At 73.3% G+C, this 16,857-nt stretch carries 17 protein-coding genes; 6 read left to right on the top strand and 11 right to left on the bottom strand.

The genetic code is table 11. The annotated features are described in order from the left end of the window. Positions 1 to 211 precede the first annotated feature (211 nt). The gene (locus tag H596_RS0112875) at positions 212 to 463 is read left to right on the top strand and encodes a hypothetical protein (RefSeq protein ID WP_027285242.1); all 252 of its coding nucleotides are present in this window, start codon (positions 212 to 214) and stop codon (positions 461 to 463) included. A 13-nt stretch (positions 464 to 476) separates the two neighbouring features. Here H596_RS0112875 and H596_RS0112870 read toward each other — a convergent pair whose 3' ends face one another. After that, positions 477 to 941 carry a nucleoside deaminase gene (locus H596_RS0112870; protein WP_027285241.1) on the bottom strand — a complete coding sequence of 155 codons (465 nt, stop codon included), beginning with the start codon at positions 939 to 941 and terminating at the stop codon, positions 477 to 479. A 30-nt stretch (positions 942 to 971) separates the two neighbouring features. Between H596_RS0112870 and H596_RS0112865 the strand changes: the two genes are divergently transcribed. Together H596_RS0112865 and H596_RS21450 are read left to right on the top strand one after the other, a co-directional pair. After that, on the top strand, positions 972 to 2,003 hold the full coding sequence (locus tag H596_RS0112865) for an LLM class flavin-dependent oxidoreductase (RefSeq protein ID WP_027285240.1): 1,032 nt from the start codon (positions 972 to 974) through the stop codon (positions 2,001 to 2,003). A gap of 70 nt (positions 2,004 to 2,073) precedes the next feature. Further along, positions 2,074 to 3,102, top strand: coding sequence for a YeiH family protein (locus H596_RS21450; RefSeq protein ID WP_037301324.1), 1,029 nt, complete (start codon positions 2,074 to 2,076; stop codon positions 3,100 to 3,102). Positions 3,103 to 3,397: 295 nt separating this feature from the next. On the opposite strand, the gene ggt is transcribed toward H596_RS21450, so the two are convergent. From ggt to aroQ, 5 genes are all read right to left on the bottom strand, one after another. Beyond that, positions 3,398 to 5,059, bottom strand: a complete 1,662-nt coding sequence (gene ggt, locus H596_RS0112855) for a gamma-glutamyltransferase (RefSeq protein WP_027285239.1) — start codon at positions 5,057 to 5,059, stop codon at positions 3,398 to 3,400. Positions 5,060 to 5,105: 46 nt separating this feature from the next. Beyond that, positions 5,106 to 6,398 carry a calcium-binding protein gene (locus H596_RS0112850; RefSeq protein WP_027285238.1) on the bottom strand — a complete coding sequence of 431 codons (1,293 nt, stop codon included), beginning with the start codon at positions 6,396 to 6,398 and terminating at the stop codon, positions 5,106 to 5,108. A 106-nt stretch (positions 6,399 to 6,504) separates the two neighbouring features. Beyond that, positions 6,505 to 7,845, bottom strand: a complete 1,341-nt coding sequence (gene accC, locus H596_RS0112845) for an acetyl-CoA carboxylase biotin carboxylase subunit (RefSeq protein WP_027285237.1) — start codon at positions 7,843 to 7,845, stop codon at positions 6,505 to 6,507. 259 nt (positions 7,846 to 8,104) lie between these two features. Next, a complete protein-coding gene (accB, locus tag H596_RS0112840) occupies positions 8,105 to 8,635 on the bottom strand; it encodes an acetyl-CoA carboxylase biotin carboxyl carrier protein (RefSeq protein WP_027285236.1) in 531 nt (176 codons plus the stop codon). After that, positions 8,632 to 9,087, bottom strand: coding sequence for a type II 3-dehydroquinate dehydratase (aroQ, locus tag H596_RS0112835; protein WP_037301320.1), 456 nt, complete (start codon positions 9,085 to 9,087; stop codon positions 8,632 to 8,634). Before aroQ ends, accB begins: the two co-directional genes overlap by 4 nt. A gap of 143 nt (positions 9,088 to 9,230) precedes the next feature. Here aroQ and thiS point away from each other — a divergent pair, with 143 nt between their 5' ends. The 3 genes from thiS to H596_RS0112820 all read left to right on the top strand — a co-directional run bounded on the left by thiS (position 9,231) and on the right by H596_RS0112820 (position 10,818). After that, positions 9,231 to 9,440 carry a sulfur carrier protein ThiS gene (thiS, locus tag H596_RS25045; RefSeq protein ID WP_245584008.1) on the top strand — a complete coding sequence of 70 codons (210 nt, stop codon included), beginning with the start codon at positions 9,231 to 9,233 and terminating at the stop codon, positions 9,438 to 9,440. 3 nt (positions 9,441 to 9,443) lie between these two features. Next, positions 9,444 to 10,235 (top strand): thiazole synthase, encoded by a 792-nt coding sequence (locus tag H596_RS0112825; RefSeq protein ID WP_027285233.1) that lies wholly within the window; start codon positions 9,444 to 9,446, stop codon positions 10,233 to 10,235. Between the two features lie 91 nt (positions 10,236 to 10,326). Then, on the top strand, positions 10,327 to 10,818 hold the full coding sequence (locus H596_RS0112820) for a cupin domain-containing protein (protein WP_027285232.1): 492 nt from the start codon (positions 10,327 to 10,329) through the stop codon (positions 10,816 to 10,818). On the opposite strand, the gene H596_RS0112815 is transcribed toward H596_RS0112820, so the two are convergent. The 5 genes from H596_RS0112815 to H596_RS21445 are packed head-to-tail and all read right to left on the bottom strand — an operon-like array spanning position 10,819 to position 16,613. Then, positions 10,819 to 12,405, bottom strand: coding sequence for an ABC transporter ATP-binding protein (locus tag H596_RS0112815; RefSeq protein WP_027285231.1), 1,587 nt, complete (start codon positions 12,403 to 12,405; stop codon positions 10,819 to 10,821). Continuing rightward, on the bottom strand, positions 12,402 to 13,235 hold the full coding sequence (locus H596_RS0112810) for an ABC transporter permease (protein ID WP_027285230.1): 834 nt from the start codon (positions 13,233 to 13,235) through the stop codon (positions 12,402 to 12,404). Before H596_RS0112810 ends, H596_RS0112815 begins: the two co-directional genes overlap by 4 nt. Continuing rightward, a complete protein-coding gene (locus H596_RS0112805; protein WP_027285229.1) occupies positions 13,235 to 14,212 on the bottom strand; it encodes an ABC transporter permease in 978 nt (325 codons plus the stop codon). Before H596_RS0112805 ends, H596_RS0112810 begins: the two co-directional genes overlap by 1 nt. A 4-nt stretch (positions 14,213 to 14,216) precedes the next feature. Further along, positions 14,217 to 15,812: an ABC transporter substrate-binding protein gene (locus tag H596_RS0112800; protein ID WP_027285228.1), complete on the bottom strand. Its 1,596-nt coding sequence runs from the start codon at positions 15,810 to 15,812 to the stop codon at positions 14,217 to 14,219. Positions 15,813 to 15,824: 12 nt separating this feature from the next. Beyond that, positions 15,825 to 16,613 (bottom strand): VOC family protein, encoded by a 789-nt coding sequence (locus H596_RS21445; protein ID WP_051212951.1) that lies wholly within the window; start codon positions 16,611 to 16,613, stop codon positions 15,825 to 15,827. Between the last annotated feature and the right edge of the window lie 244 nt (positions 16,614 to 16,857).

The raw sequence follows: 16,857 nt of genomic DNA, 5'->3' as shown, positions 1-16,857 counted from the left end.
GCTGCCCCGCGCCCGCACCGGCGCGCGCATTTGCGTTGCAAAATGCAAGAGCTTTCGCGGATCGCGCGGATCGGGACAGCCGAATGGCTTGTTTTCACGAAGGATTCATCATCGCGGCGATGGCATGTCTCCTGCAGACGCCATCATGCCGCGCATGGGGCGCGGCCCGCCGCATCCCGGCGGTTGACCGCACCGGAAGGCCGTGCCCGCCATGCGCAGCAGCTTCCCGATCTTCGCCGCCGCCTTCGCCGCGGTGCTCGCGCTGGCCCCCCCGGCGCTGACGGGCGGCGGGCGCGCGCCCCTGGGAACGCTCTGCACCGCGCCGGTCGAGGACGTCATCAGCCCCGCGCGCAACTGGCTCGGCAGCCTGCGCGGCTGGTCCGACAGCCCGCTGGTGCTGCACTGGCGCGCCTTCGTCGCGCAGACCAAGGGCCGCGCACCGCCGCCGGGCTGCGAGGGGTAGCCTCGTCAAAAACTCAATACGGCATCTTGTCCGGCTTCGCCTCCCAGAGCCGGAAGGCCTCCCGCGCCTCCTCGGCGAGCAGCCGGCGCAGGGGCAGGCGCCGGGCCTCGAGCGGGCGGGCCACCTCCTCGTAGATCGCGGCATCGTCGAAGCCGATGGCCGCCGCCCCCGCGCGGTCATTCGCATAGACGATCTCGCCGATGCGCGCCCACCAGATGGCCGAGAGGCACATGGGGCAGGGCTCGCAGCTCGTGTAGATCACCGCCCCCGTCAGGTCATGGGTGCCGAGCGCCGCGCAGGCGGCGCGGATGGCCACGATCTCGGCGTGCTGGGTGGGGTCGCGCCCCGGGACCACGTTGTTGCGGCCCTCGCCGATGATGCGGCCCCCCCGCACCACCACCGCGCCGAAGGGGCCGCCGCCTTCCTCGACCCCCTGGCAGGAGAGGGCGATGGCGCGGCGCATGAAGCTCTCTTCCATGGTGGTCCCTCGCCTCGTTACCTTGGGGGCATGGTTCTGCCCGCCCTCTCGATCCTCGACCAGTCCACCATCGTCTCCGGCCGCGGCCCGGGCGAGGCAATCCGCGAGACGCTGGAGATGGCCAGGCTGGCGGACCGGCTGGGCTACGCCCGCTACTGGCTGGCCGAGCACCACAACAGCCAGAGCCATGCGGGCAGCGCGCCGGAAATCCTGATCGCGGCCATCGCCGCCACCACGCGCCGCATCCGGGTGGGCAGCGCGGGGGTGATGCTGCCGCACTACTCCGCGCTGAAGGTGGCCGAGCAGTTCCGCGCGCTGGAGGCCATCGCGCCGGGCCGCATCGACCTCGGCCTCGGCCGCGCCCCGGGCAGCGACGGGCGCACCGCCTTCGCGCTGAACCCCAACGCCGCCCAGGCGGCCGATCTGTTTCCCCAGCAGGTGCGGGATCTTCTGGGCTGGCTGGGCGACGGGCTGCCCGAGAACCACCCCTTCCGCGCCGTGCGCGCCTCGCCCGAGGTGGAGACGGCGCCGGAGGTCTGGATCCTCGGCTCCAGCGACTACGGGGCGCAGGTGGCGGCCTTTTTCGGCCTGCCCTACTGCTTCGCCAGCTTCATCACCGACGGGCGCGGCGCGGAGGAGGCGCTGGCGATCTACCGCGAGGGCTTCCGCGAGCTGCGCGGCCGCCCCGCCCATGCGGCGGTGGCCGTCTATGCCCTCGCCGCCGAGACCCGCGCCGAGGCCGAGCGCCTCTTCGCCCCCCGCGCGCTCTGGCGGCTCTTCCGGGACCGCGGCGTCTTCCCGCCCTTCCCGACGGCCGAGGAGGCCGAAGCCTACCCCTACACCGAGGAGGAGCGCGCCCGCGTCGCACGCATGCGCGAGCGCGCGATCATCGGCACGGCGGCGGAGGTGCGCGAGCGCCTCGCCGCGCTCGCCGCGGAGCTCGGCGTGCAGGAGGTGGCGGTGCTCACCCCCTGCCACGATCCGGCGGCGCGCGCGCGCTCGCTCACCCTGCTGGCCGAGGGGTTCGGCCTCTCCCCCGCCCGGCCCCTCGCCGCCGAATAGCCCGCCCCCGGCTTGACGCCCGGCCCCCCCGGCGGGAGGGTCGCGGGCGAAACGTCCCCACGCCGGATTCATGGCCGCCCCCAGCACCGCCAGCGCCCCCGCGCAGCCTCTCGCCCAGCGCCTCCGCAACCTCGCCCCCGGGCTGCTTCTCTGCTTCGGCATCGCCGCGCTGGCGATCCTGCTGCGGAACCTCACCGGCATCGCCGCGCTGAACCCCGTCGTGGTGGCGCTGGTGCTCGGCGTGGCGGTGGGGGCGGCGGTGGGGCGGCCGGCGGCGCTCAAGCCGGGCGTGGCCTATGCCGTGCGGCCGGTGCTGCGCGCGGCCATCGTGCTGCTCGGGCTGCAGGTGACGCTGGGCATGCTCTGGTCGCTCGGGCCGGGGGCGCTGGCGCTGGCGGTGCTGGTGGTGGCCGCCACCCTGCCCTTCACCATCTGGCTCGGCGCGCGCATGGGGGTGGACCCGGCGCTGGCGCAGCTCATCGGCACGGGGACGGCCATCTGCGGCGCCTCGGCCATCGTCGCGGCCAACCAGGTGGCGCGCGGGCGCGAGGAGGATGTGACCTACGCGCTGGCCGTCATCACCCTGTTCGGCACGCTGGCGCTGGTGCTCTTCCCCTATCTCGCGGACCTCATGGGCATGCCCGCCGAGAGCTACGGGCTCTGGGCCGGGGCGGCGATCCATGAGGTGGTGCAGGCGGTGGGCGCGGCGGCGGCGGGCGGGCCGGAGGCCGCGCAGTCCGGCACGGTGATGAAGCTCGCGCGCGTCTTCCTGCTCGCGCCCGCGGTGCTGGCGCTGGGCTGGTGGGTCGCCCGCCGCACCCACGCCGAGGCCGGGCCCGTCAAGGCGCCCGTGCCCTGGTTCGCCTTCGGCTTCCTCGGCCTCGTCGCGCTCGGCTCCACCGGCCTCGTCCCGGCCTTCGCCGTGGAGGCAAGCCGCTTCCTCGTGCCGCTCATGCTCGCCGCCTCCGTCGCGGCGCTCGGCCTGCAGACGGACCTCAAGGCCCTCAAGGCCCGCGGCGCCACCCCCCTGCTGCTGGGCGCCGCCAGCACAGGCTTCATCACCCTCCTCGCCCTCGCCGGCGTGCTGGCGATCGGATAGCGGAGACAGGCCGGGACCGGGGCGCCGAGCGGCCCGGGGAAGGGCGCCGCCCTTCCCCGATACCCCATCCCGCCGAGGGCCAGTGGGCCCTCGGAACCCATTCATGGGAAGGGAGAGGGAGGGGCGTCGCTGGCGCGCCCGTGAGGCCGGGCACGCCATGCCCCTCCCTCTCCCTTCCCATCAACCGATGGTTTCCAAAGGCCAATGGCCTTTGGCAGGTGGGGTCTGGGGAGGGCAGAGCCCTCCCCAGTGGTCATCTCGCGCGCGCCCCTGCCGGCCTGTCTCCGTTCTCCGTTCAGCCGCGCGCTGCGTCGGGCCAGAAGCGGACGCCGGGGCGGGCGAGGCCGCCGGCGAGGGCGGCGGGGCTGCCGTCGGCGCGCCAGCAGGCGGCGCCTTCCATCTCGCCGTCCTCGTGGAAGCGGATGGCGCACATGCCGCCTGCGACATGGGGCACGGGCAGGGTGTCGTGGCCGAGGGCGGAGAGGGCGGCGCGGGTGGCGTCGTCGAAGCCGGGTTCCATTTCGACCGGCCCGCCCATGGTCCAGAGGCGTGGGGCCTCCACCGCTTCCTGCAGGGACATGCCGTGGTCCAGCAGGTTCATCACCGCCTGGAAGGTGGAGGCGAAGATGCGCAGCCCGCCGGGCAGGCCGAGCGCGGCGAGCGGCCGCCCCTCGCGCCGCAGGATGAGCGGCGACATGGAGGTGGTGACGCGCTTGCCCGGCGCGATGGACTGGGCGCGGCCCGGGATGGGGTCGAACAGCGCCATGTAGTTGTTGGGGATCAGCCCGCTCTCCGGCAGCAGGATGCGCGCGCCGAAGAGGCTGTTGATGGTGTGGGTGCAGCAGGCGATGCGCCCCTCGGCGTCGGCCACGGTGACGTGGGTGGTGTTGGCGCTCTCGCGGTCCGGCGCGAGGCCGGGGCTCCAGGCGCGCGCGGCGGCGGGGTCGAACAGGGCGCGGCGCGCGGCGGCGTAGTCCCTGGCGATGAGGCGCGCGACCGGCACGGGCAGGAAATCGGGGTCGGCGGTGGCCACGGCGCGGTCGGCGAAGGCCATCTTCAGCGCCTCGGCGATCAGGTGCAGGCTGGCGGGCGTGCCGAAGCCCAGGGCGCCGATGTCGAAGCCCTCGACGAAGTGGAGCATCTGCAGCACATGCACGCCCCCGGCCGAGGGCGGGGGCGGGCCGATCACCTCCACGCCGCGATAGAGGCCGCGCACCGGGTCGCGCCGGATCATCCGCGCCGCCGCCAGATCGTCGGTCGAGAGCATGCCGCCCTTGCGCGCCAGGTCGAAGACGCAGGAGGCGCCGAGATCCCCGCCGTGCAGCGCCGCCGCCCCCTCCCGGGCGAGGGTGCGCAGCGTCTCGGCCAGCGCGCCGTTCGCCACGCGCTGGCCGGGCCGGAGCGGCGCGCCGCCGGGCAGGAAGAGCCGGGCCATGCCGGGGTCGCGCGCCAGGTCCGCCGCCACCTCGGCCACGCATTCGGCGAGGTAGGGCGAGGCGGCGAAGCCCCGCGCGGCGAGGCGCAGCGCAGGCGCGGCCACATCGCCGAGGGAGAGGCGGCCGTGCCGGGCCAGCGCCGCCTCCCAGGCCAGGAGGTTGGCGGGGACGCAGACGCTGCGCGCGCCCAGGCTCTGCAGCTTCGGGTCGCGCCCCTCGAACATCTCGGGCCGGGCGGCCATGGGGGCGCAGGCCATGCCGTCCAGCACCTCATGCGCGCCCTCGGGGGTGGCGATGTGCATGAGGCCCCCGCCGAAGGCGCCGACCATCATCGGCTCCACGACGCTGAGGGCGAGCAGGGCGGCCACCGCCGCGTCCACCGCCGTGCCGCCTTCGGCCAGCATGGCGAGGCCGGCGGTGGAGGCGGCGGGGTGGTTGGTCACCACCATGCCCCCGCGCCCGCGGGCCGGGCTCTTTTCCGGGGTGAAGAGGGTGCCCGCACGGGCGCGCCAGCCGCTCATGGGCGAAGCGTCGCGCGGGGGCGGGGCGCTGGCAAGGCGTGCTGCGTCAGAAAAGGACGCCCTCGTTCACCCAGCGCCCGGTGTCGAGAATGAAGGAGAGGGTCTCGGCGGCGGCCAGCAGGGCGGCGCCATCGGCGTAGGGGCCGCCGGTCTCGGCCAGGAAGGCCTCGGCGCCCGCGAGGGGGCTGGGCGCGGCCTCGAGCCGGTCCAGCCAGGCGTCGAAGGCGGCGCGGCTGGGCAGTTCCCCGGTGCAGAGAAGGTGGAAGCGCACGGCGAGCATCGCCTCCTCGTCCGGCACCCAGATGGGGTTGTCGAGGGGCGCCTCGGGCTCGGGGGAGAGGGCGGCGGCGGCGCGGGCGCGGGCGGCCTCGTCGGCCGCGCCGAAGCGGCTGCGGTATTCCTCGCTGGCGAAGATGCGGGCCACCAGCTCCTCCGCCGTGCCGCCGCGGTCGAGGAAGGCGGTCCAGCCGGCGAGGCCCTGCGGGTCGGCGGCGCGGCCGAGCAGGGCCTGGTAGAGCCGCTCCACCTGCCAGGCGTTGTCGGCGGTGGTGAGCGCCCAGAACCCGTCGCGGAAGGCAAGGCGCTCGACTCCGTCATACTGGTCCGTGCCGCTTTCGGTGCTGACGCGCTGGAAGCGGAGATCCACCGCCACCTCGCGGCGCAGCTCGGCCCAGGCGGCGGTGTCGAAGCCCTCGCCGCCGATCAGCCAGTCGGCGCCGGGCCCGCCCATCAGCCAGTCCTCGCCCGCGCCGCCGAAGAGGCGGTCATCGCCCACGCCGCCGAAGAGCGCGTCCCGCCCCGCCGTGCCATGGGCCTCGCGGCCGGTGAAGGCGAGGATGTCGGCGCGCAGCGCATCGAGCCGCGCGTCATAGCCCCAGCGGATGCCCGAGGCCTCCTCGGCGTCGGAGAGGAAGAGGGCCTGGATGGCCTCGATGTCGAAGTCGAGGAGGCGGGAGGAGCGCCCGCCCTCGGCCATGACGGTGAGCGCCGGATCGGCCCCCTCGGCGACGGGGTTGAGGCCGAGGGCCGCGCCGGTGAGGCGCAGCAGCGCCGCCATATCCTCCCCGCCCGTGAGGGTCACGGCCCCGCCCTGCACCGAGGCCGCCGCGCCGCGGGCGAAGGCGAGGCTGGCCTGGCCGGGCTTCGGGATCTCCACGAAGAGGACTCCCGAGGCCTCGTCCCAGGCGGCGAGGGCGGCGCGCAGTGCGGCCTTCTCGGCGGGGGCGAGGCTGTCGTCGAGATGGACGGTGAGGGTGGCGCTGCGGGCCGGCCCCCCGGTCCAGGGGTTCAGGCCGAAGGGGGGCAGCAGGTCACGGGGCGAGAAGGGGAGGGCCGGCATGGCCCGATCCTCTTCACCCTTTCTTCAGATGTCAACAAAAATGAGACTTTTTAACAAAAAAGAACCTCAAGTGTCACGGCGCGGGAGGCCGGGCACGCCGCCCGGCTCATCCTCCCCGCGCGACGAAGCGCTCCAGCCAGTGGATGGTGTAGTCGCCGCGCTGGAACTCGGGGTCGTCCATGATGCGGCGGTGCAGGGGCAGCGTCGTCTCGATGCCGTCCACCACCATCTCGTCCAGCGCGCGGCGGGTGCGCGCGATGGCCTGGGCGCGCGTCGGCGCGTGCACGACGAGCTTCGCCACCAGGCTGTCGTAATGCGGCGGCACCGTGTAGCCGGAGTAGAGCGCGCTGTCCACGCGCACGCCGAGCCCCCCCGGCGCGTGATAGGTGGTCACCCGCCCCGGCGAGGGCGCGAAGGTCTCGGGGTGTTCGGCGGTGATGCGGCACTCGATGGCGTGGCCCGAGAAGCGCACATCCTCCTGCCCGTAGCCCAGGCGCTCGCCCGCGGCGATGCGGATCTGCTCGCGCACCAGATCTATGCCGCAGACCATCTCCGTCACCGGATGCTCCACCTGCAGGCGGGTGTTCATCTCGATGAAGGCGAACTGCCCGTCCTGCCAGAGGAACTCGAGCGTGCCCGCGTTGCGGTAGCCGAGCTGGCGCAGCGCGCGCGTCACCTGCGCGCCCAGCGCGTCGCGCTCGGCCGCGGACAGCACGGGCGAGCCCGCCTCCTCCACCAGCTTCTGGTGCCGGCGCTGCAGCGAGCAGTCGCGCTCGCCGAAATGCACCACGTTGCCGTGGGTGTCGGCCAGGATCTGCAGCTCGATGTGGCGCGGCCGGTCGAGATACTTCTCCATGTAGACGCTGTCGTCGCCGAAGGCGGCCTTGGCCTCGGTGCGCGCGACGCGCCAGGCCTCCTCCAGCCCCGCCTCGTCGTGGGCCACCTTCATGCCGCGCCCGCCGCCGCCGGCCGCGGCCTTGATGAGCACGGGATACTTGATCTCGGCGGCCACCGCGCGCGCCTCCTCCAGCGAGGAGAGCGCGCCGGGCGAGCCGGGGACGAGTGGCACGCCCAGGCGGCGCATCGTCTCCTTGGCGGTGATCTTGTCGCCCATCATGCGGATGTGCTCCGCCGTGGGGCCGATGAAGGTGAGGCCATGCGCCTCCACCATCTCGGCGAACTTGGCGTTCTCCGAGAGGAAGCCGTAGCCGGGGTGGATCGCGTCCGCCTGGGTGATGGTGGCGGCGGAGAGGATGGCCGCGACGTTGAGGTAGCTCTCGCGCGCCGGGGGCGGGCCGATGCACACGCTCTCGTCGGCGAGGCGCACATGCATGGCCGAGGCGTCGGCCGTGCTGTGCACCGCCACGGTGCGGATGCCCATTTCCTGGCAGGCGCGATGCACGCGCAGCGCGATCTCGCCGCGATTGGCGATGAGGGCCTTTTTGATGCGGTGAGTCGCCGCGCGGGGGCTCCGGCGCCTTGGCTCCGCCGCGCCACGGGCGCGCCCGGCCAAGCGGGGAAGTGGGCGGCGCCGGCCGCGGTGCGGCCGGATGGCTCGGGGCGGCCGCCCGGACGCGCTCCGGCGCCTTGGCTTCGCCGCGCCACGGGCGCGCCGAGCCGGACGGTGGGGTGGGCGGCGCCGGCCGCGCTGCGGCGGGACGCTCGGAGGGAAGCGATGGTTCTCGCCATGTGGCCCGGGCGCGCCGCTATTCCACGATCACCAGCGGCTCGCCGTATTCCACTGGCATGCCGCTCTCGACGAAGATGCGCGTCACCGTGCCCGCCTTCGCCGCCTTGATCTGGTTGAAGGTCTTCATCGCCTCGATCAGCAGCAGCGTCTGCCCCGCCGCGACCCGGCTTCCCACGGTCACGAAGGGCGGCGCGCCGGGTTCCGGCGAGAGATAGGCCACCCCCACCATGGGCGAGGTGACAAGCCCCGGGTGGTTCGGATCCACCGCCTCGGCCGAGGCCGGGGGCGGCGCGGGCGGCGCGGCCGGCGCTGCGGCGGGCGCGGCGACCATGGCCGGCGCCATGGCCGGCGGCGGCATCGGCGCCGGCATCACCGGCGCGGCGTAATAGCTGGGCGCCACCGGGGCGGGGGGCGGCGGCGGGATCACCCGCGCCACGCGGATCTTCGCGTCCTTCTCGGAGAGCTCGATCTCCGTCAGGTCCGTCTCGCGCAGGATTTCCGCGAGGCGGCGGATCGCCTCCGGGTCGAACTGGATGGCGCTGGTCATGCGTCCTCGTCCTCCTCCGCCCCGATCAGCCCGGCCATGGCCTGCAGCGCCAGCGCGTAGCCGGCCACGCCCAGGCCGCAGATCACGCCCGTCGCCGCCTTGGAGACGAGGCTGTGCTGCCGGAATTCCTCGCGGCGGTGGATGTTGGTGATGTGCACCTCGATCACCGGCAGCCCGACGGCGAGCAGCGCGTCGAGAACCGCGACCGAGTTGGTGGTGTAGCCCGCGGGGTTGATCACGATGCCCGCCGCGCGCCCGGCGCATTCCTGGATCCAGGTGACCAGCTCGCCCTCCGAGTTGGTCTGCCGGAAGTCGATGGCGAGCCCGAGCTCCTCGGCCGTCTCGGCGCAGAGCGCCTCCACGTCGTCCAGCGTCGCGGTGCCGTATTTCTCCGGCTCGCGCGTGCCGAGCATGTTGAGGTTGGGGCCGTTCAGCACGGCGATCAGGTTCATGGGGCGCAGCCGAGATGAGGGGCCGGGCCGACGCGCGGCCCGCCGCAGGGTCCGCAGCCGGTAGCACCGCCCCGCCCGCCCCGCAACCCGCGCCTGCGCCGGCCCGGCTTGCCGAGGGCGCGCCGCCGGGCCATCTCTGCCGCATGACCGGGGGCATCGGCATCCGCGTGAACGGCGAGGAGCGGCGCGTGGCGGCGGCCACCGTGGCCGCCCTGCTGGCCGAGCTCGGCCTGCCCGCCCAGAAAGTGGCCGTGGAGCGCAACCTCGAGATCGTCCCGCGCTCCCTCTACGGCGAGACGCGGCTCGCGCCCGGCGACGCCATCGAGATCGTCCATTTCATCGGGGGCGGCTGACCCATGGATTCCCTCACCGAGCCCGATGCCTGGACGGTCGCGGGGCGCAGCTTCCGCTCGCGCCTCATCGTCGGCACCGGGCGCTACAAGTCGCTGGAGGAGACGGCCGCCGCCATCGAGGCGAGCGGGGCCGAGATCGTCACCGTCGCGGTGCGGCGGGTGAACCTCAGCGACCCGAACGCGCCGATGCTGCAGGATTTCGTCCCGCCCACGCGCTACACCTATCTGCCCAACACCGCCGGCTGCCACACCGCGCAGGAGGCGGTGCGCACCCTGCGCCTGGCGCGCGAGGCTGGGGGCTGGAACCTGGTGAAGCTGGAGGTGCTGGGGCCCCCGCCCTTCCTCTACCCCGACATGGCCGCCACCTTCGAGGCCGCCGCCGCCCTGATCGCCGACGGCTTCGAGGTGATGGTCTATTGCGCGGACGACCCCGTGGCCGCGAAGCGGCTGGAGGAGATGGGCTGCGTGGCCATCATGCCGCTCGGCGCGCCCATCGGTTCGGGCATGGGGGTGGTGAACCCCTTCCTGATCCGCGCCATCAAGCAGCAGGCCAAGGTGCCCGTGCTGGTGGATGCGGGCATCGGCACGGCGAGCGACGCCGCCTTCGCCATGGAGCTCGGCTGCGATGCGGTGCTGCTCAACAGCGCCATCGCCCACGCCTCCGATCCGGTGCGGATGGCGCGCGCGATGAAGCACGCCGTGATCGCGGGGCGCGAGGCCTTCCTGGCCGGGCGCATGCCGCGCGCCTACCGCGCCGACGCCTCGAGCCCGATGGAGGGGCGCATCGCGCCCTGACCCGGGCGGCCTGGCCCCCGGCCGCATCGCGATTCCGGGCAATGCGGCGGCGAGGCTGCTAGGCTCGGGGCCTCGCCATCCGGAGGCCCCCATGCCCGACAGCCCCCTTGTCATCCTTCCGCCCGAAGGCGGGCGCGAATACTGGCAGCCCGTGCCGGCCAACGGCTTCGTGCGCGTGCTCCTCTCCTCGGCCGAGATCGGCGCCGAGGCCCCCTTCGCCATGGGCACCCAGACCGTGGACCCCGGCTGCTTCGTGCGGGAGCACGTCCATCCGGAGAACGAGGAGGTGATCTTCGTCCTCGACGGAGAGGGCACCGCGCTGATCGAGGGCCAGGAGCACCCGATGGCGAAGGGGAGCTGCTTCTTCCTCGGCAAGGGGCGGCCGCACCGCTTCCAGGCGGCCGAATCCGGGCCGCTCACCTTCCTGTGGCTCATCCTGCCCGGCGGTCTCGAGACCTTCTTCGCCCGCATCGGGCGCGAGAAGCAGCCGGGCGAGGCGAAGCCCGCCCCCTTCCCGCGCCCCGCCGATGTGCTGAAGATCGAGGCCGAGACGGTGGTCGGCGTGCTGCCGAAGCGCGCGTGATCACGCGCCCAGCAGCGCCCGGCCCGGGATCGCCTCGATGAGGCTGCGGGTGTAGGGATGCTTCGGCGCGGCGAAGACCTCGCCGATGCGCCCCGTCTCCACCACCGCGCCGTCGCGCATCACCGCCACCTCGTCGCAGAGCTGCGCGGCCACGCGCAGATCGTGCGTGATGAACAGGATGGACAGGCCGAGCCGCGCCTGCAGATCGCGCAGCAGCGCCAGCACCTGCGCCTGCACGCTGACGTCGAGGGCGGAGACGGGCTCGTCCGCCACCAGCACCTGCGGCTGCATGGCCAGGGCGCGCGCGATGCCGATGCGCTGGCGCTGCCCGCCCGAGAACTCGTGCGGGAAGCGCGAGACCGCCTCGGGGTCGAGGCCGACCAGGCCGAACAGCCGCCGCGCCTCCTCCATCGCCTTGCCGGGCGGCGTGCCGGCGGCGATGGGCCCCTGCGCCACCTGCGCCCCCGCCCGGCGGCGCGGGTTGAGCGAGGCGTAGGGGTCCTGGAACACCATCTGCACGAGCCGCGCCGCCTCGCGCCGCCGCCGGGGCAGGGGCGCGCCGCCGATCACGATCTCCCCGCCATCGGCGCCGAGCAGCCCCACCACGCAGCGCGCGAGGGTGGATTTGCCCGAGCCGCTCTCCCCCACCACCGCGAGGGTGGCGCCGCGCCGCAGGGTCACGCTCACGCCGTCCAGCGCGCGCACGGGCCTGCGCCGGCGGAACAGGCCGCGCGTGGCGTAGGTCTTGGACAGGCCGCGCACCTCCAGCACCGCATCGGGCGAGAGCGGGCGCGGCGCGGGGGCCGAGGCGCCGGGCACCGCGGCCAGAAGCGCCCGGGTGTAGGGGTGCTCGGGCCTGGTCAGGATGTCGCGCGCCGCGCCCTGCTCCACCACGCGCCCATGCTGCATCACCGCCACGCGGTCCGCGATTTCGGCCACCACGCCGAAATCATGGGTGATGAACATCACCGCCGTGCCATGCCGGCGCTGCAGATCCTTGATGAGCGCGAGCACCTGCGCCTGGGTGGTCACGTCCAGCGCGGTGGTGGGCTCGTCGCAGATCAGCACCTCGGGCTCCAGCGCCAGCGCCATGGCGATCATCACGCGCTGGCGCTGCCCGCCCGAGAGCTCGTGCGGGAAGGCGCGCAGCGCGCCCTCGGGGTCGGGCAGCTTCACCTCGCGCAGCCCGGCGAGCGCGCGCGCCTCCGCCTCGCGCCGGTCGAGGCCGAGATGCACGCGCCACATCTCGGAAAGCTGCGCGCCCACGCTCATCAGCGGGTTGAGCGCGGTCATCGGCTCCTGGAACACCATGGCGATGCGGCGGCCGCGCAGCCGGCGCCACTCCTCGGGAGACTTCGCGCGCAGATCCTCGCCCGAGAGGCGCATCGCGCCGCCCGCGACGGAGAGCCCCGGCGCGAGCAGCCCCATCACCGCCGAGGCGGTGACGGATTTCCCCGAGCCGCTCTCGCCCACCACGCAGAGGATTTCGCCCGAATCCAGATGCAGCGAGACATCCTGGATGGCGAACTCCCGGTCCGCCCCGCGGGGCAGGCGGATGGAGAGGCCCTCGACCTCGAGCCGCCTCATCGCCCGCTCGCCAGGCGCGGGTTCAGCGCGTCGTTCAGCCCCTGGCCGACGAGCGAGACGCCGAGGATGGTGAGCAGGATGGCCACGCCCGGAATGGCCGAGACATACCACTCCGTGCGCAGCACGTTGCGCCCGAGCCCGATCAGGTTGCCCCAGGAGGGCACGTTGGGGTCGGAGAGCTGGAGAAAGGCCAGCGCGCTCTCCAGCAGGATGGCCACGGCCATCACCACGCTCGCATAGACGATCACCGGCGGCAGCGCGTTGGGCAGCACCTCGCGCAGGATGAGATGCGCGTCCGGAAGCCCCTGCACGCGGCAGGCCTGCACGAACTCGCGCGTGCGCAGCGTCAGGAACTCGGCGCGGGTGAGCCGCGCGACCGGCGGCCAGGAGACGAGGCCGATGGCGATCGTCACCGTCTCGATGCTGCTGCCGAACACCGCCACCAGCACCAGCAGCAGCAGGAAGTTGGGCAGGGTCTGGAAGGCCTCGGTGACGCGCATCAGCCCCGTGTCCACCCCGCCGCCGTAGAAACCCGCCACCGCGCCCATCGCGATGCCGATGAGCACGGCGATGGCGGTGGCGACGACGCCGATGAGCAGCGAGACGCGCGCCCCGTGGAAGAGCTGGGCCGCGATGTCCCGCCCCGAAGGATCGGTGCCGAGCGGGAAGCGCGGATTCGCCCCCGGCCATTGCAGCGGCCGGCCCGCGAGGCCCAGCGGATCGTTCGGATAGAACCACTGCGCCGTCACCGCCATGAACAGCACGGCGAAGAGGATCGCGCTGCCGAAAAGCGCCGGCGGGCTGCGCAGATAGGCCCGGAGCGCGCGCATCAGGAATCCGCCGAGATGCGCGGATCGAGCCGCGCGTAGAGGATGTCCACCAGGAAGTTGATGGCGATGACGAGCAGCGCCGAGACGAAGACGATGCCGAGCAGCGTGTTCAGATCCCGCTGCACCACGCTCTCGTAGGCCAGCCGCCCCAGGCCGGGCAGGGCGAAGACGCTCTCCACCACCACCGAGCCGCCGAGCATGGTGCCCGCCTGCAGGCCGATCAGCGTCACCATGGGCAGCATGGCGTTGCGCAGCACATGGCGCGCCACCACCCGCGTTTCCGAAAGGCCCTTGGCGCGCGCGGTGCGCACGAAGTCGAGGCTCAGCACCTCCAGCATCGAGGCGCGCATGATCCGCAGATAGATGGCGAGGAAGATCAGCCCGAGCGTCAGCGTCGGCAGCACCAGGTGGCGCGCGATGTCGAGCAGCGCTGCGATGCCGGTGAGTTCCTGCGTGATGTCGGAGAATCCCCCCGCCGGCAGCCATTGCAGATGGACGCTGAACAGGACGATGGCCATCAGCCCGAACCAGAAGCTCGGCGTGGCGTAGAAGATGAGGCCGAGGGTGGAGATCAGCGTGTCCGGCCAGCGGTTCACGCGCCGCGCCGCGATGACGCCGAGCACCAGGCCGAAGAAGAAGGCGAAGGAGAGGGCGGAGACCATCAGCAGGATGGTGGCCGGCAGCCGTTCCAGGATCACGGTGGCCACCGGCTTGCCGTAGATGGCCGAGAAGCCGAGATCGAGTGTGGCGAGCCGCAGCAGATATTGCCCGAGCCGCGCGGCGATGCCGAGGTCGAGGCCGTAGAAGCGGCGCAGCTCTTCCGCCAGTGCCGCGTCGCCCCCGCCCATCTGCGCCATCAGCGCGTCCACCGTATCGCCGGGGGCGAGCTGGAGCAGCAGGAACATGCCCACGAGGATGAGCAGCAGCGTCGGCAGCGAGGCCGCCAGACGCCGCAGCGCGAGCTTGAAGACCCTCAAGGCGTCAGGAGGCCAGCCAGGTGTCGTGCCAGGAGGAGGAGGCCCAGCGCGGGTTGTTGCCCCCGTTGCGCACGCGGCGGTTGAACACCGAGACGAAGATCTGCTCGATGGGCATCCACAGCGGCAGCTCGGTCTGCACCGCGCGCACGAAATCGGCGTAGAGGGCGCGGCGGCGGGCGGGGTCCACCTCGGTGGCGGCGTTGTCGATGATGGCGTCGATGCGCGGGTCCACCCAGCCCCACTGGTTCGTCCAGGGGGCGCCGCGCGGGCTGCCCGAGCGATACCACACCGTGGTGCTCACCGCCGGGTCGCTGCGGTACTGGTGCCAGCCGGTCGCGAGGTCGAAGGCGTGGTCGTTGTACACGGTGCGCAGATAGCCCGCGGCGTCGAGGCGCACGATCTCGATGCGGATGCCCACCTGCTGCAGCGATTGCTGGATGAAGGTGGACCACAGCGCGATGTCCTCGCCCCAGGGGGCGGGGTGCAGGCGCAGGCTGAATCGCACCCCGCCCGCGCCGCGCCGGTGCCCGGCCTCGTCGAGCAGCCGGTTCGCCAGCGCCTGGTCGAAGCGGTACTGCGGGATGTCGCCCGCGGGGTAGTAGTCGGTCGAGACGGAGGGGATGGGCCCGGTGCCCACCTTGGCGAAGGGGCCGAGGAAGTTCTCGATGAAGAAGGGCACGTTCAGCGCATGCGCGATGGCCCGGCGCACGCGGATGTCGGCGAGCTGCGGCGTGCGGAAGTTGAACTCCAGCGTGTTGGTGCGCGCATTGCCCTCGTTGCCCCGCGTCGTCACCTCGAAGCGCGGATCGCGGCCGAGGCGCTGCATGTCCGCGATGGTGAGCGAGGAATAGGGGCTGAACAGGATCTGCCCCGCCTCCATCTGCGCCGCCGCCGCCGCGCGGTCGGGCACCACGCGCCAGACCACGCGGTCGAGATAGGGCATGTTCTCGCGCCAGTAGTTCGGGTTGCGCTCGGCGATGATGAACTGCCCGCGCTCGTACTGCACGAAGCGGAAGGGCCCGGTGCCGACGGGCGCGGTGTTGGCCGGGTTCTGCCGGATGTCGCCCGTCTCGAACACGTGCTTGGGCGAGATGTAGCCGAGGTCGGGCAGCGCGCGCAGCAGCAGCCCCTGCGGCATCGGCCGCTCGTACTTGAAGATGGCGGTGTGCGGATCGGGCGTCTGGACCTCGGTGAGGAACTGCTGGAGCGTGGTGCCGTAGTTGAGGATCTTCTTCCACATCTCCATGGCGGTGAACTGCACGTCCGCCGAGGTGAAGGGCCGGCCGTCATGCCAGGTCACGCCGCGGCGCAGGCGGAAGACGTGGGTGAGGCCGTCGGGCGCGCTTTCCCAGGATTCCGCCAGCACGCCCACCGGGTTGCCCTGCGCGTCGAGGTCGAGCAGCGCCTCCTGGATCTTGCCGCCGACGATGTAGACGCCGGTGGAGGCCTGCAGCGAGGGGTTGAGGATGCGCTGCTCGGTCGCGAAATGCACCGTCAGCACCCCGCCGCGCCGCGGCGTCTCGGCCTGGGCCAGGGCGCTGGCCGGAACGAGCGCGGCGGCGCCGAGCAGCAGGGTCTCGCGGCGGGTGGGTCCGGTCATCGGCGCACTCCTTCAGGGGGTGTCGAACAGGATCAGCGTGCCGGTGGCGAAGGCCGGCGGGCGCGGCTGCGGCGTGGCGAGCAGGATGGCCGCGCCACCCTCCTCGGGCAGCCGGGCCGGATCGAGCCCGCCCAGCGCGGCGATGGCCGCGCGCGGGGCGAAGCCGATCTCCGCGCGGCCCGGCCCGGTGGGCACGAGGTGCTGGCCGGCTTCCTCGCGCACGGCGCTGTCGAGCAGCCGCGCGCACCAGGCGGCCGCGCCGGCCGGATCGCGCGCCGCCACCAGCGCGCGCTTGATGCGCGTCACGCCGTTCGGGTGAGATTGGAGCGCGGGCACCCACACCGCATCGCGCGTGTGGTGCTGGCAGGCGAAGAGGCCAAGGCCCCCGGGCGCCTCCTCGCGCGGCCAGTGGAAGACGGAGAAGCGCGCCTCCGTCACCTTCTCCGGCGAGAGCGGCACGGGCCGGCCGAAATGCACGGGCCCCGTGGCCGCAAGGCCGCGCGCGCGCAGGGCCGCCGCGCCGGCCTCGGCGTCGGTGGTGGTGAGGGCCGCGCGCTCCAGCCCCTCGCGCGCGGCGAGGAAGGCGCGCAGCGCCTCGTTGTGCGGCCGGGGCGTCAGCACGCCGAGCAGTTCGAGGTAGTCCTCCCCGAACATCATGGTGTGGTTGCCGCTGCCCATATGCGCGCTGTGCATTCCGCGCGGCGAGAGGGTGAAGCCGAGCGCGGCCCACTCGGCCGCCGCCGCGTCCAGGTCGCGCACCGCGACCACGAGATGGTCCAGGCCCAGGATCGTCGGGAGCATCGCGCCTCGCCCTGTGTCGGCGCGAGCATAGGCAGGGCGGCTGCCGCACCGCAACAAGGGGTTGCGCCCCCTCATACCAGCGGCCGCTGATTTCGACTCCTGAGGAGTCGGTGCGGCCGCTGGTATGCCTTTGTCCTGGCGCGCAGCCGCCACACCGGGTCCCATCGAAGCAAAGCTTCGATGGGTGCCCACCAACCCTGCGCGCGATACGGTCGGCATGTGATGCCGGCCGTATCAGTTACCC

This window comes from Rubritepida flocculans DSM 14296, assembly GCF_000425365.1.
Taxonomy (GTDB): Bacteria; Pseudomonadota; Alphaproteobacteria; order Acetobacterales; family Acetobacteraceae; genus Roseococcus; species Roseococcus flocculans.
The sequence above is the reverse complement of the archived record's forward strand: the minus strand, read 5'-3'. Positions and strand labels throughout refer to the sequence as shown.